Source organism: Limnohabitans sp. Jir72, assembly GCF_003063575.1.
Classification (GTDB): Bacteria; Pseudomonadota; Gammaproteobacteria; order Burkholderiales; family Burkholderiaceae_C; genus Limnohabitans_A.
Genome location: NZ_NESC01000006.1, coordinates 158001 through 172550, shown reverse-complemented (window position 1 = coordinate 172550; position 14550 = coordinate 158001). Strand labels below are relative to the sequence as shown.

General features: G+C 59.0%; 14 protein-coding genes. 13 read left to right on the top strand and 1 reads right to left on the bottom strand.

All coding sequences use genetic code 11. The annotated features are described in order from the left end of the window. Positions 1-65 precede the first annotated feature (65 nt). Complete coding sequence (locus B9Z52_RS10240; RefSeq protein ID WP_108322220.1) at positions 66-1049, bottom strand: malate dehydrogenase; 984 nt, start codon at positions 1047-1049, stop codon at positions 66-68. A 240-nt stretch (positions 1050-1289) separates the two neighbouring features. Here B9Z52_RS10240 and B9Z52_RS10235 point away from each other — a divergent pair, with 240 nt between their 5' ends. From B9Z52_RS10235 to truA, 13 genes are all read left to right on the top strand, one after another. Next, a complete protein-coding gene (locus B9Z52_RS10235) occupies positions 1290-2069 on the top strand; it encodes a GntR family transcriptional regulator (protein ID WP_108413742.1) in 780 nt (259 codons plus the stop codon). Between the two features lie 129 nt (positions 2070-2198). After that, positions 2199-2630 carry a succinate dehydrogenase, cytochrome b556 subunit gene (sdhC, locus tag B9Z52_RS10230; protein ID WP_108413741.1) on the top strand — a complete coding sequence of 144 codons (432 nt, stop codon included), beginning with the start codon at positions 2199-2201 and terminating at the stop codon, positions 2628-2630. Positions 2631-2663: 33 nt separating this feature from the next. Next, a complete protein-coding gene (gene sdhD / locus B9Z52_RS10225) occupies positions 2664-3029 on the top strand; it encodes a succinate dehydrogenase, hydrophobic membrane anchor protein (protein ID WP_108413740.1) in 366 nt (121 codons plus the stop codon). A 32-nt stretch (positions 3030-3061) separates the two neighbouring features. Beyond that, positions 3062-4867: a succinate dehydrogenase flavoprotein subunit gene (sdhA, locus tag B9Z52_RS10220; RefSeq protein WP_108413739.1), complete on the top strand. Its 1806-nt coding sequence runs from the start codon at positions 3062-3064 to the stop codon at positions 4865-4867. 65 nt (positions 4868-4932) lie between these two features. Then, on the top strand, positions 4933-5637 hold the full coding sequence (locus tag B9Z52_RS10215; protein WP_108413738.1) for a succinate dehydrogenase iron-sulfur subunit: 705 nt from the start codon (positions 4933-4935) through the stop codon (positions 5635-5637). Beyond that, a complete protein-coding gene (locus tag B9Z52_RS10210) occupies positions 5637-5945 on the top strand; it encodes a succinate dehydrogenase assembly factor 2 (protein WP_108413737.1) in 309 nt (102 codons plus the stop codon). Before B9Z52_RS10215 ends, B9Z52_RS10210 begins: the two co-directional genes overlap by 1 nt. Before the next feature lie 40 nt (positions 5946-5985). Then, entirely contained in the window at positions 5986-7284 is a 1299-nt protein-coding gene (locus tag B9Z52_RS10205) for a citrate synthase (RefSeq protein WP_108413736.1), read from the top strand. Positions 7285-7527: 243 nt separating this feature from the next. Further along, the gene (leuC, locus tag B9Z52_RS10200) at positions 7528-8949 is read left to right on the top strand and encodes a 3-isopropylmalate dehydratase large subunit (RefSeq protein ID WP_108413735.1); all 1422 of its coding nucleotides are present in this window, start codon (positions 7528-7530) and stop codon (positions 8947-8949) included. A 20-nt stretch (positions 8950-8969) separates the two neighbouring features. Further along, on the top strand, positions 8970-9623 hold the full coding sequence (gene leuD, locus B9Z52_RS10195; RefSeq protein ID WP_108413734.1) for a 3-isopropylmalate dehydratase small subunit: 654 nt from the start codon (positions 8970-8972) through the stop codon (positions 9621-9623). 17 nt (positions 9624-9640) lie between these two features. Next, complete coding sequence (leuB, locus tag B9Z52_RS10190) at positions 9641-10726, top strand: 3-isopropylmalate dehydrogenase (protein WP_108413733.1); 1086 nt, start codon at positions 9641-9643, stop codon at positions 10724-10726. A 249-nt stretch (positions 10727-10975) separates the two neighbouring features. After that, positions 10976-12106 (top strand): aspartate-semialdehyde dehydrogenase, encoded by a 1131-nt coding sequence (gene asd, locus B9Z52_RS10185; protein WP_108413732.1) that lies wholly within the window; start codon positions 10976-10978, stop codon positions 12104-12106. Between the two features lie 41 nt (positions 12107-12147). Continuing rightward, positions 12148-13767, top strand: a complete 1620-nt coding sequence (locus tag B9Z52_RS10180; RefSeq protein ID WP_108413731.1) for a FimV family protein — start codon at positions 12148-12150, stop codon at positions 13765-13767. Further along, positions 13764-14549, top strand: a complete 786-nt coding sequence (gene truA / locus B9Z52_RS10175) for a tRNA pseudouridine(38-40) synthase TruA (RefSeq protein ID WP_108413730.1) — start codon at positions 13764-13766, stop codon at positions 14547-14549. Before B9Z52_RS10180 ends, truA begins: the two co-directional genes overlap by 4 nt. The last annotated feature ends 1 nt before the right edge of the window (position 14550 follow it).

Here is a 14550-nt window from a genome sequence, read left to right as displayed (position 1 = left end):
CGCTTCCGGCTTGTGCTCCCAACAGAACGTCGCGAGGATGGCTCACTCTGGTTCTCTTGTGAGGATCAGATCAAGTGGGCAACGCCAGCTTGCTCGTCGGTCAGCTCTTTGAGCGTCTTGTCGATGCAGCCTTGGCTGAAGGCGTCAATCTCCAGGCCTTCCACGACTTTGTACTCGCCGTTCTCGCAGGTCACTGGGAAACCAAACATGACATCTTTAGGGATGCCGTACCAGCCTTGCGATGGGATGCCCATGGTGACCCACTTGCCGTTGGTGCCCAAGGCCCAGTCGCGCATGTGGTCGATGGCGGCGTTGGCAGCCGATGCAGCCGAGGACAGGCCACGGGCTTCGATGATGGCTGCGCCACGCTTGCCGACGGTGGGCAAGAACACGTTGGCGTTCCATTCCTGGTCGTTGATCATGGCCTTGACGGATTCGCCCTTGATGGTGGCAAAGCGGTAGTCGGCGTACATGGTGGGCGAGTGGTTGCCCCACACGCACAGTTTTTCGATGTCGGCCACGGCTTTGCCGGTCTTGGCAGCGATTTGCGAAGCAGCGCGGTTGTGGTCCAAGCGCAGCATGGCGGTGAAATTGCCTGGCTTGAGGTCAGGGGCAGCCTTCATGGCGATGTAGGCATTGGTGTTGGCAGGGTTGCCCACGACCAGCACTTTGACATCGCGCGAAGCGACAGCGTTCAGGGCCTTGCCTTGAGCCGTGAAGATCGCGCCGTTGATGGCGAGCAATTCTGCGCGCTCCATGCCTGGGCCACGTGGACGTGAACCGACCAACAAAGCGTAGTCGACGTCTTTGAAGGCTGTCATCGGGTCGCCATGGGCTTCCATACCCACCAGCAATGGGAATGCGCAGTCTTCGAGTTCCATCATCACGCCGCGCAGGGCTTTTTGAGGGCCTTCAACGGGCACTTCCAGCAATTGCAAGATGACGGGCTGGTCTTTGCCCAGCATTTCGCCAGAAGCGATGCGGAACAACAATGCATAACCGATTTGACCTGCTGCGCCGGTAACGGCAACGCGGACGGGCTTTTTCATGGTGGATAACTCCAGAAGGTTGAAAACAAGTGGTCACAGTCCTGAGCTGACAGTCGTTGTCAACAGGTCTGTCCGGAACACCGGACCCGCCCACCGGCTGCACACGTGTGCACCCCTTGAGCAAGCAAACAGCTTTCAAGTGTACCCGCGAAAACCCTCGGTCGTCAATTTGTCTTATGTCTTATATAAGATATGATGGCGCGTCTGACACGATCCTGACCACGTGCCGGACAGCCCCTCATGAACAACCATTCGCCCCTGGCCGATACACACTCCTCCGATGCGCCGACTTTGACGCCTGCATTCAGTCCGCTGTATCAGCAAATCAAGGGCCTGATCCTCCAAAGCCTGCAATCGGGCGAATGGAAGCCCGGCGAATCGATCCCCAGCGAAATGGAGCTGGCCGCCCGCTACCGCGTGAGCCAAGGCACCGTGCGCAAAGCGATCGACGAATTGGCCAGCGACAACCTGCTGGTGCGCCGCCAGGGCAAAGGCACATTTGTGGCCACCCATGCCGAGCAGCACGTGCAATACCGCTTCCTCAAACTCGTGCCCGACCAGGGTGACCTGAACACCGAAGGCCCTGCACAGCGCGAAATCGTCGACTGCAAGCGCCTGCGGGCCAGCGCCGAGATCGCTCGCGCCCTGGCTTTGCGCACCGGTGATGCCGTCTTGCAGGTGCGTCGTGTCCTGTCCTTTGGGGGCATCCCCACCATTTTGGAAGACCTCTGGCTGCCAGGCGGCCCCTTCAAGGGCCTGACGGCCGAACGCCTGGCCGATTACCACGGCCCCATGTACGCTCTGTTTGAGACCGAATTTGGTGTGCGGATGGTCCGTGCCGACGAAAAAATCCGTGCCGTGCTGCCGGTTGAGAGCCAAAGTCAGCTTCTGCAAGTGCCGCGCAGCACACCTTTGTTGAGCGTCGAGCGCGTGGCCTACACCTACAACGACACGCCGATGGAGCTGCGCCGCGGGTTTTACCGCACCGACAGCCACCACTATCACAACGCCTTGAGTTAAAAAAGCACGGTCGAACTTTTTTTAAAAACAAAGACCCTGCAATGATCCTGTCAGTTTGCTGCGTTGCAATAGAATCCTTCGGCTTGTCATTCAAAATTACAACCGAGTTACCTCCCAGAAAGTGCCAACATGACTGAACTCGCCAGAAAGCGGCCTGAATTCCGCAACATCAACGCCCTGAAAGACCTGCCCTCTTACCGCTTGCCGGTCGCCGGCATCGTCTCCATCTTGCACCGCATCAGCGGTTTCCTGATGTTTTTGTTGATGCCCCTCATCATCTGGATGTTTGACAACTCCATCACATCCGAGATCTCTTTCGCCAAGTTCTCTGCGGCATTCAACATCGGCATCGGCTTTGTGCCTGGCTGGTTCATGAAGCTGGTGGCCCTGGCCCTGATCTGGGCTTACCTGCACCACTTCATCGCTGGCCTGCGCCACCTGTACATGGACGTGTGCCACGCGGTAACCAAGGAACTCGGCAAATCCTCTGCCATCGTCACGCTGACCCTGAGCATCGCCTTGACCGCCGTGCTCGGTGCCAAGATGTTCGGCCTGTACTGATCAGCCCCCCATTACTCCAAAGGAAACTGACCTATGTCCGTGAATTACGGCTCCAAACGCATCGTGACCGGTGCTGGTTATGGCTTTCGCGACTGGCTGGCCCAGCGCGTGACAGGCGGCCTGATGGCCCTCTTCACAGTGATCTTGCTGGCCCAAGTGATCTTCACCTCCGGCCCCATCGGCTACGAACAATGGGCTGGCATTTTTGCCGGTCAATGCATGAAGTTTTTGACCTTCGCGGTCATCATCGCCTTGCTGTACCACGTCTGGGTGGGCATGCGTGACATCTGGATGGACTACGTCAAAGCCGTGGCCGTGCGCCTGGTGCTGCACGTGTTCACCCTCGTCTGGCTGGTCGGCTGTGCCGGCTGGGCTGTTCAAGCCCTGTGGCGTCTGTAATCGAGCCGAAATCACATCAAGATAGAGAAAACATGAGCTACACCAAAGATCAAATCACCACCCGCAAGTTTGACGTCGTGATCATCGGCGCCGGTGGTTCGGGCATGCGTGCCTCGCTGCAGCTGGCCCGCGCTGGCCTGAACGTGGCCGTTCTGTCCAAAGTGTTCCCTACCCGCTCGCACACCGTGGCGGCGCAGGGGGGCATTGGTGCATCGCTGGGCAACATGTCCGACGACAACTGGCACTACCACTTCTACGACACCATCAAGGGCTCCGACTGGCTCGGCGACCAAGATGCGATCGAATTCATGTGCCGCGAAGCGCCCAAGGTCGTGTACGACCTGGAGCACATGGGCATGCCTTTTGACCGCAACCCTGACGGCACGATTTACCAGCGTCCATTTGGCGGCCACACCGCCAACTACGGTGAAAAGCCCGTGCAACGCGCTTGCGCTGCGGCTGACCGCACCGGTCACGCGATGCTGCACACCCTGTACCAGCAAAACGTCGCTGCCAAAACCAGCTTCTTCGTGGAGTGGATGGCGCTCGACCTGATCCGTGACGCTGAAGGCGACGTGGTCGGTGTGACTGCGCTCGAAATGGAAACAGGTGATCTGCACGTCTTGCACGCCAAGACCGTGCTGATGGCCACCGGCGGCGCAGGCCGCATTTATGCCGCCTCCACCAACGCTTTCATCAACACCGGTGACGGCTTGGGCATGGCTGCCCGCGCAGGCATCCCGCTTGAAGACATGGAATTCTGGCAATTCCACCCCACCGGCGTGGCCGGTGCTGGCGTGTTGTTGACAGAAGGCTGCCGTGGCGAAGGCGCGATCTTGCTCAACAGCAATGGCGAGCGCTTCATGGAGCGCTATGCACCTACCCTGAAAGATCTGGCACCACGTGACTTCGTGTCCCGCTGCATGGACCAGGAAATCAAGGAAGGCCGTGGCTGCGGCCCCAACAAGGACCATGTGCTGCTCAAGCTCGACCACCTGGGCGCTGACACCATCCACAAACGCTTGCCCTCTGTTTACGAAATCGGCGTCAACTTCGCCAACGTCGACATCACCCGCGAGCCCATCCCCGTTGTGCCCACCATCCACTACCAGATGGGCGGTATCCCAACCAACATCAACGGCCAGGTCGTCATCCAGAACCCTAGCGACCACAACGCCGTGGTCAACGGCCTGTACGCAGTGGGCGAATGCTCTTGCGTGTCGGTGCACGGGGCCAACCGCCTGGGCACCAACTCGCTGCTCGACTTGCTGGTGTTCGGCCGCGCCGCTGGCAACCACATCGTCGACTTTGCATCCAAAACCAAGTCACACAAGCCCTTGCCAGCCGATGCCACGGACCGCACACTCGAGCGCCTGAACAAGCTCGAAGGCCGTGGCGGTGAATACGCCCAAGACGTGGCCAACGACATGCGTGCCGCCATGCAGCAACACGCTGGCGTGTTCCGCACCCAAGCCTCTATGGACGAAGGCGTGCAAAAAATCGCTGCCATCCGTGAGCGCGTCAATGCCATTGGCTTGAAGGACACCTCCAAAGTCTTCAACACCGCCCGCATCGAAGCACTGGAAGTGGAAAACCTGATCGAAGCTGCGCAAGCCACCATGGTGTCTGCAGCTGCCCGCCGCGAGTGCCGTGGTGCCCACACCGTGAGCGACTACGAGCGCCCAGTGGATGACGCCGTGGCCCCATTGGGCCGTGACGATGCCAATTGGATGAAACACACCCTGTGGCACAGCGAGTCGAACAGCTTGACTTACAAGCCTGTCAAGCTCAAGCCTCTCACCGTGGACTCCGTGCCCCCCAAGGTTCGCACGTTCTAAAGATTGTCTGGACCGCTCGCCCAAAGCCTGCGGTCCACCCCCCCGAATACACCAGGAGTTCTTTCATGACCCTACGCACTTTCCAAATTTACCGCTACGACCCCGACAAGGATGCCAAGCCGTACATGCAAACCATCCAGGTCGAACTGGACGGCAACGAACGCATGCTGCTGGATGCCTTGATGAAACTCAAGGCCGTGGACCCCTCCATTTCCTTCCGCCGCTCTTGCCGCGAAGGTGTGTGCGGTTCGGACGCGATGAACATCAACGGCAAAAACGGTTTGGCGTGTCTCACCAACATGAACACCCTGCCCGGCACCATCGTTTTGAAGCCGCTGCCAGGCCTGCCCGTGATCCGCGATGTGATCGTGGACATGACCCAGTTCTTCAAGCAGTACCACTCGATCAAGCCTTACCTGATCAACAGCAACATCCCACCCGAGACCGAGCGCCTGCAAAGCCCGGAAGAGCGTGAAGAGCTGAACGGTTTGTACGAATGCATCTTGTGCGCCAGCTGCTCGACCAGCTGCCCCAGCTTCTGGTGGAACCCTGACAAGTTTGTCGGCCCTGCGGGTTTGCTGCAAGCCTACCGCTTCATCGCCGATAGCCGCGATGAAGCCACCGCTGAGCGCTTGGACAACCTGGAAGATCCTTACCGTCTGTTCCGTTGCCACACCATCATGAACTGCGTTGATGTCTGCCCCAAGGGCCTGAACCCGACCAAGGCCATCGGCAAGATCAAAGAAATGATGGTTCGCCGCGCCGTCTGATGACCGTCACACCGATTCTCGAAGACGCGTCTTTGGCAGGCGCCGACCGCGATGCTCCCTTGAGTGAACGGTCTCTCAGCAAATTGCGCTGGCGCAGCCGGCGTGGTTTGCTCGAGAACGATCTGTTCATCGAACGCTTCTTCGCCCGGCATGATTCTCGCTTGACCGTCGGTCAAGCCCGAGGCATGTATGTGCTGATGGACCTGTCTGACAACGATCTCATGGACTTGCTGTTGCGCCGCAAGGAGCTCCAGCCCGAGATCAGCACCGAAGAGGTGCGTGAAGTCCTGGACATGTTGAGAGCGTGATCCAAACCGGATCACACCTGAATTTTTGAGGAACCCCGCCATGAAACTCGCCGATAACAAAGCCACCCTGTCGTTCTCCAACGGCAGCCCCAGCGTCGACATGCCCGTGTACTCGGGCAACATCGGCCCAGACGTCATCGACATCCGCAAGCTGTACGCACAGACCGGCATGTTCACCTATGACCCCGGCTTCTTGTCCACGGCTTCCTGCCAATCGGCCATCACCTACATCGATGGCGACAAAGGCGAGTTGCTGTACCGTGGCTACCCCATTGAACAGCTGGCCAACAAAGCCGACTACCTCGACACCTGCTACCTTCTACTGAACGGTGAATTGCCTGTGGGCCAGCAGAGCAAAGACTTCCACAAGTTGGTCAACCAGCACACCATGGTCAACGAGCAGATGCAGTTCTTCCTGCGCGGCTTCCGCCGTGATGCGCACCCCATGGCCGTGTTGACGGGCCTGATCGGCGCCCTGTCGGCCTTCTACCACGACAGCACCGACATCAACAACCCAGAGCACCGCCACATTGCGGCGATCCGCTTGATCGCCAAGATGCCAACCCTCGTGGCCATGGCTTACAAATACGGCGTGGGCCAGCCTTACATGTACCCCCGCAACGACCTGTCTTACGCTGGCAACTTCCTGCGCATGATGTTCGGCACCCCTTGCGAAGAGTACAAGGTCAACCCCGTGCTCGAGCGCGCCATGGACCGCATCTTCACACTGCACGCAGACCACGAGCAAAACGCATCGACCTCCACCGTGCGTCTGTGCGGCTCGTCGGGCACCAACCCCTTCGCAGCCATTGCTGCGGGCGTGGCTTGCCTGTGGGGCCCTGCCCACGGCGGCGCGAACGAAGCCTGCCTGAACATGCTGGAAGACATCCAACGCATGGGTGGCATCTCCAAAGTTGGCGAGTTCATGGAAAAGGTCAAAGACAAGAACTCCGGCGTCAAGCTGATGGGCTTCGGTCACCGCGTCTACAAAAACTACGACCCACGCGCCAAGTTGATGCAAGAGACTTGCGACGAAGTGCTGAAAGAACTGGGCTTGGAAAACGACCCCCTGTTCAAGTTGGCCAAAGCCCTGGAGAAAATTGCCTTGGAAGACGACTACTTCGTCAGCCGCAAGCTCTACCCCAACGTGGACTTCTACTCCGGCATCGTGCAACGCGCCATCGGCATTCCAGTGAACTTGTTCACCGGTGTGTTCGCCCTGGCCCGTACCGTCGGCTGGATCGCCCAACTGAACGAAATGATCAGCGACCCCGAGTACAAAATCGGCCGCCCACGTCAGCTGTTCACCGGCTCCCCGCGCCGCGACGTGCAGCGTTGATCGGTTAACACCCGAACCCCTAAAGCCCGCCTTGTGCGGGCTTTTTCATGAGAAAAACCACCACTTGAGCGGTTGGGGCCTGGGGCTGTCAGGCCGATTGGCTGGCGCGAAGCGACTGATGAGGCTTGGCAGCCCCGGGCCCCGGCCGCTCAAGTCACCGCAGCGACCAAAAGGCCATGGCAGACGTCCTGATGAAGGCCGCCTATCCGCATAAAATGGCAGGCTGCACAGCAAGGAAGCTCCATGGCACGCACGCTTTACGACAAGATCTGGGACGAACACGTCGTCCACACCGAAGAAGACGGCACTTCCGTCCTCTACATCGACCGCCACCTGGTCCACGAAGTCACCAGCCCCCAAGCCTTTGAAGGCATTCGCCAAGCCGGCCGCAAAGTCTGGCGCGTCAGCTCCATCGTGGCCACCGCTGACCACAACACCCCCACCACGGGCTGGGAAATGGGTTACGACGGCATCACAGACCCGATCAGCAAAGAGCAAATCACCACACTCGACGCCAACATGAAGGAATACGGCTCGGCCGCGTTCTTTCCGTTCCTGTCCAAGCGCCAAGGCATCGTGCACGTCATTGGCCCTGAAAACGGCGCCACCCTGCCTGGCATGACGGTGGTCTGCGGCGACTCGCACACATCCACCCACGGGGCTTTCGGCGCACTGGCCCACGGCATCGGCACCTCCGAGGTCGAGCACGTCATGGCCACGCAAACCCTGTTGGCCAAAAAAGCCAAGAACATGCTGATCAAGGTCGAAGGCACACTGGCCAAAGGCCTCACGGGCAAAGACATCGTGCTGGCCATCATCGGCAAGATCGGCACCGCTGGCGGCACCGGCTACACCATCGAATTCGCAGGCTCGGCCATCCGTGGCCTCTCTATGGAAGGCCGCATGACGGTCTGCAACATGGCCATCGAAGGCGGCGCACGCGCTGGCTTGGTGGCGGTGGACGAGAAGACCATCGAGTATGTCAAAGGCCGTTTGCTCTCGCCCACGGGTGTCGAGTGGGACCACGCCGTGGCTTACTGGAAGACCTTGCAATCCGACCCCGGCGCGCACTTTGACGCCGTGGTGGAGCTGGACGCCAGCGCCATCGTGCCGCAAGTGACCTGGGGCACATCGCCCGAAATGGTGCTGGGCATCGACGGCCACACGCCCGACCCCGACAAAGAAAAAGACGATGTCAAGCGCGATGCCATTGAGCGTGCACTGACTTACATGGGCTTGCAGCCCGGCAAGGCATTGGCCGACATCACCATCGACAAGGTCTTCATCGGCTCGTGCACCAACAGCCGCATCGAAGACATGCGCGAAGCAGCCGCCATCGTTAAAAAGCTTGGCCAAAAAGTGGCCAAGAACGTCAAGCTCGCCATGGTCGTGCCTGGCTCGGGCTTGGTCAAAGCCCAAGCTGAAGCAGAAGGCTTGCACGACATCTTCAAGGCCGCAGGCTTTGAGTGGCGCGAGCCCGGTTGCTCCATGTGCCTGGCCATGAACGCAGACCGCCTGGAACCCGGCGAGCGATGCGCATCGACGTCCAACCGCAACTTCGAAGGCCGTCAGGGCGCGGGCGGCCGCACCCACTTGGTCAGCCCCGCCATGGCCGCCGCTGCGGCCGTGCACGGCCACTTTGTCGACATCCGCAAATTTGCCTGAAGCGTTCGAGGAATCACAGCATGCAGAAATTCACCCTCCTCAAAGGCCTGGTGGCCCCGATGGACCGCGCCAACGTGGACACCGACGCCATCATCCCCAAGCAATTCCTCAAGTCGATCCGCAAGACGGGCTTTGGCCCCAACCTGTTCGACGAATGGCGCTACCTCGACGTGGGCTTTCCCGGCCAGGACCCGGCCAGCCGCAAGCCCAACCCAGACTTCGTGCTGAACCAGCCGCGCTACCAAGGTGCCAGCGTTTTGTTGGCCCGCAAAAACTTTGGCTGCGGGTCATCGCGCGAACACGCGCCTTGGGCCATCGACCAATACGGCTTTCGCTGCGTGATCGCGCCCAGCTTTGCCGACATCTTCTTCAACAACTGCTTCAAAAATGGCCTGCTGCCCATCGTGCTGCCCGAAGCTGTGGTGGCCCAACTGTTTGACGAAGTGGCGGCTTTCCCCGGCTACGAGCTGACGGTGGACCTGGAACGCCAAGTGGTGGTGCGCCCGCAAGGCCAAGAAATCCCATTTGAGGTGCAGGCATTCCGCAAGTACTGCTTGCTCAACGGTTTGGACGACATCGGCCTTACCCTGCGCCACGCCGACAAGATCAAGGCCTATGAAGCAGAGCGTCTGGCCACCAAGCCTTGGCTCGCCCACACCGCCGTCAACGCCTAAAAAATATTGGAATCCCCATGAAAATCGCAGTCCTCCCCGGTGATGGCATCGGCACCGAAATCGTCGCTGAAGCCGTCAAAGTCCTGAACACGCTCGACCTGAAGTTCGAGATGGAAACCGCCTTGGTCGGCGGCGCGGCTTACGACGCCTTTGGCCACCCCTTGCCCGAAGCCACGCTCAAGCTGGCCATGGACAGTGATGCCGTGCTGTTTGGCGCGGTCGGCGACTGGAAATACGACAAGCTCGATCGCCCCCTGCGCCCCGAGCAGGCCATTTTGGGCCTGCGCAAAAACATGGGCCTGTTCGCCAACTTCCGCCCTGCCATTTGCTACGAGCAACTGGTGGGTGCGTCCAGCCTCAAGCCTGAGTTGATTTCGGGTCTGGACATCCTGATCATCCGTGAGCTGACGGGTGACATCTACTTCGGTCAGCCACGCGGCCGCCGCATCGCGACCGACGGCCACTTCCCTGGCGCGGAGGAAGCCTTCGACACCATGCGCTACTCCAAGCCCGAGATCGAGCGCATCGCCCACGTCGCCTTCCAGGCCGCCCGCAAGCGCAAAGCCGCAGGCACCGAGGGCCGCGTGACCAGCGTGGACAAAGCCAACGTGCTCGAGACCTTCCAGTTCTGGAAAGACGTGGTCACCGAAGTCGGCAAAGAGTACCCCGACATTGCGCTGGACCACATGTACGTGGACAACGCCGCCATGCAACTGGTCAAAGAACCCAAGCGCTTTGACGTGGTCGTCACCGGCAACATGTTTGGCGACATTCTGAGCGACGAAGCCTCCATGCTGACGGGCTCGATCGGCATGCTGCCCTCGGCCAGCCTGAACACCAAAAACCAAGGCCTGTACGAGCCCAGCCACGGCAGCGCCCCCGACATCGCGGGCAAAGGCATCGCCAACCCGCTGGCCACCATCTTGAGTGCGGCCATGATGCTGCGCTTTAGCTTGAACCAGCCCGAAGCGGCCCAGCGCATCGAAGCCGCCGTGCAAAAAGTACTGGCCCAGGGCCTGCGCACGGGCGACATCTGGAGCGAAGGCACCACCAAGGTGGGCACCGCGCAAATGGGCGATGCAGTGGTCAAAGCGCTGGCTTGAAAAGCGCATGGATGCTGTCAGGAAGCACTCAGGCAGCATCCATTACAATTTCGGCCATGTTCCACGCCCGCCTGTTCTCCCTGAACCTGATCACTGCCTCTGCAGTGGCTGCTGGTGCGCGTGCGACTTCCACAAAAACCACGACCATTAAGGGCTGATCCGGCCTGGTTCGTCGTGCGCCCTCCCGGCCAGACGAGCCGGGCAAACAGTCTGGTCAAACACTGTTTTAAAAACTGAAAGGGCGTTGAAATGAGCAAGTTAGTAGGTTTGGTCGGCTGGCGCGGCATGGTCGGCTCGGTTCTGATGGACCGCATGATTCAGGAAAAAGACTTTGACCTGATCGAGCCATTGTTTTTCTCCACATCGAACGCGGGCGGCAAAGCCCCCTCGATGGCCAAGAACGAAACCACGCTGCAAGACGCCTTCAACATCGAGCAGCTCAAGCGCTGCGAGATCATCATCACTGCCCAAGGTGGTGACTACACCTCCGAAGTCTTCCCCAAGCTGCGTGCTGCTGGCTGGAACGGCCACTGGATCGACGCCGCATCGACCCTGCGCATGGAAAAAGACGCCGTGATCATCTTGGATCCGGTCAACATGCCCGTGATCAAGAACGCCTTGGCCCACGGTGGCAACAACTGGGTGGGCGGCAACTGCACCGTCTCGTGCATGCTGATGGGCGTGGGCGCTTTGTACAAAGCCGGTCTGGTGGAGTGGATGAGCACCCAGACTTACCAAGCGGCTTCGGGCGGTGGCGCGCAGCACATGCGCGAGTTGCTGACCCAATACGGCACTCTGAACGCCGAAGTCAAAGCCCTGTTGGACGACCCCAAGAGCGCCATTTTGGAAATAGACCGCATGGTTGTGGCCAAACAACGCGCCCTGACAGCGTCCGAGACCGCTAACTTTGGCGTGCCGCTGGGTGGCTCGCTGATTCCCTGGATCGACAAAGACCTGGGCAACGGCATGTCCAAGGAAGAGTGGAAAGGCATGGCCGAAACCAACAAGATTTTGGGCATGGGTGAGGGTTTTGACTCTGCCGCCATCCCGGTCGACGGTTTTTGCGTGCGCGTGGGTGCCATGCGCTGCCACAGCCAAGCACTGACTTTCAAGCTCAAAAAGGACGTGCCGGTGGCCGACATCGAAGCCATGCTTGCTGCCGACAACGCCTGGGTCAAAGTGGTGCCCAACACCCGTGAAGCCACCATCCAAGACCTGACCCCTGTGGCGGTCACCGGCACCATGACCATTCCGGTGGGCCGCGTGCGCAAATTGGCCATGGGCCCTGAATATGTTGGCGCTTTCACCATTGGCGACCAGTTGCTGTGGGGTGCAGCCGAGCCGCTGCGCCGCATGCTGCGCATCTTGCTCGATGCTTAAGTTGTGATATCTTCGATATACAACTAAATAGGTCAGAGAATATGCATAAAACGACACTTAAAAAAGCTAAATTGACAAAAACAAAGGTCATCAGCGTTGGCGTCTTGCTTGTTTGTAGTCTTCCCTCGCATGCTCTGACCTTGGGCAAATTTCAAGTTCAATCCTCTATTGGTGAGCCCTTGCGTGCCGAGGTGGAAATCACACAATTCACACCAGATGAATTGCGCGGTCTTCAAGCTCAGCTGGCATCACCCGCGAGCTTTAGGCAAGCAGGTATGGAATTCAATGCCGCATTGAGCGGCATGGTTACAAGGATTGAGAACCGCCATGACGGCCGCCCCGTGATCGTCTTGAGTGGTCGCAACCCAGTGCAGGATTCGTTCATTGATTTGATCCTGGAAGCGCAATGGTCAGCTGGTCGTACAGTCAAAAACTACGCCATGCTGCTCAATTCAGCCAGTCCATCAGCGACCGGTCGGCAGGCGAGCTTGTCAGCACAGCCCCCACTTCAACAAGAGTACAACCCAGCCCGCACAGCGCCTGTTGCGGTAGCACCTGTCCCCAGCAACGAGAATGCCCCATCAAGTGGCATCGACAGCAGCAGCCATCTGACGCCAGTCCACCGCTTTGATCCAGTCATCAACAACGGCATGCAGGCTTCAAGCGCATCCCCCGCCAAGCGTCAAAAAGCCTTGACCAAAAATGCCGGTGACACCGTCACCATAAACCCAGGCGATACCGTGTCGCATTTGATCATGGGTTGCGTACCCGACAACGTATCCTTAGACCAAATGCTGTTGGCCATGGTTCGCAACAATCCCAATTCATTCATCGAAGGCAACGTCAATTTGGTTCGTGCGGGTGCTGTTTTGCGTATACCCAGCGCCAGTGAAGCGACTGAGGTCTCACGAACAGAAGCGCATCAAGCCATCACGGCACAGAACCGAGACTTTGCCGCTTACGCGCGCAGGGTAGCCGAATCAGCTTTGTTGGTCGGCTCTGCCAAAAATCGTGAAATGTCAGGCAACATCACACCGGAAAATCAAAATACCCTCCCGCCCAGCTTGAAGCAAGACAAATTGACCTTGTCCAAAGCCCAAGCGGGTGACGGCAGCGATGAGGCCAAACTCGCTGCAGGGCGACAAACCAAAGATGAAGAAGACCAACTGGCTGCGCTGAACAAAAATATGCAAGATCTCGAGGCATTGGCCAAAGATCCTAAAAAATCAACAACATCAGACACCCCATCACCTGTTCCGGAAACGCGCACTGAAAGTCGCCCATGGATGGATCAACTGATACAGCAGTGGGCCTGGATCGTTGCCGCCTTGCTTGCCCTCTTGGCTTTGGTGGTCTACTCCCGAAAGAAAAACACACAATCCCACGCAGTGTTTGCCCCGTCTTATGACGATTTCCCAACCCCGTCCACCACAACAGAGCCGGTTGTGGATATTCCACCTCAAATGGCTGGCATTGACTTGGATTTACCGTCCACCCCCCCCGCCAACGAGGCGGAGGAACAAAGCAAACTGGCACTGGCCAGCCAATTGTTGCTCTCGGGTGACAAGGAATTGGCTCGCTCACTGATCATGTCTGTCGCCTCAAACGGCAGTGGTGAACTACGGTCTCGAGCACAACAGATGCTCGATCAGATCGCGTGAGGCTGGCGCTCGGTGTCAGCTATTGCGGCACGGCCTACCAAGGCTGGCAAAGCCAGTCTTCCGGCCTGACGATTCAGGACAAACTCGAAAAGGCCCTCGCGGCCTTTTGCGATGTACCCCGCGTCAGCACCCTGTGCGCCGGTCGAACCGATGCCGGGGTCCATGGCCTGATGCAGGTGGTGCATTTCGACACCGACCTGGACCGTACACCCTATTCTTGGGTGCGCGGAACCAACCGCTTTTTACCGCGTGACATTGCCGTCCAATGGGCGCAATACGTGCCCGACAGCTTCCACTGCCGCGCCAGTGCCACAGGCAGGCGTTATGTCTATGTTCTGCTTGACTCACCCGTGCGCCCCAGCCTCGACGCACGCCGCGTGGGCTGGTCCTACCGACCTTTGGCGCAAGAGGCCATGCAGCAAGCCAGCCTGCATTTGCTGGGTGAGCATGACTTCTCATCGTTTCGTGCCAGCAGCTGCCAAGCGCTCTCACCCGTTAAAACGCTGCACAAGATTGACATCTCCCGCAAAGGCCATTACTGGCGTTTTGAGTTTGAAGGCAATGCTTTCTTGCACCACATGATCCGCAACATCATGGGTTGCATGGTCCAAGTAGGCCAAGGCCAGCAAAGTCCCGACTGGATGCTGCAAGTGCTGCATGCCAAGCGCCGTGACGCAGCCGCCCCCACTTATTCGCCGGATGGCCTGTACTTTGCGGGCCCCATCTACGATGCACAATGGGGCCTGCCCGACACCACCCCACCCTTTGACTGGTTGCCATGAC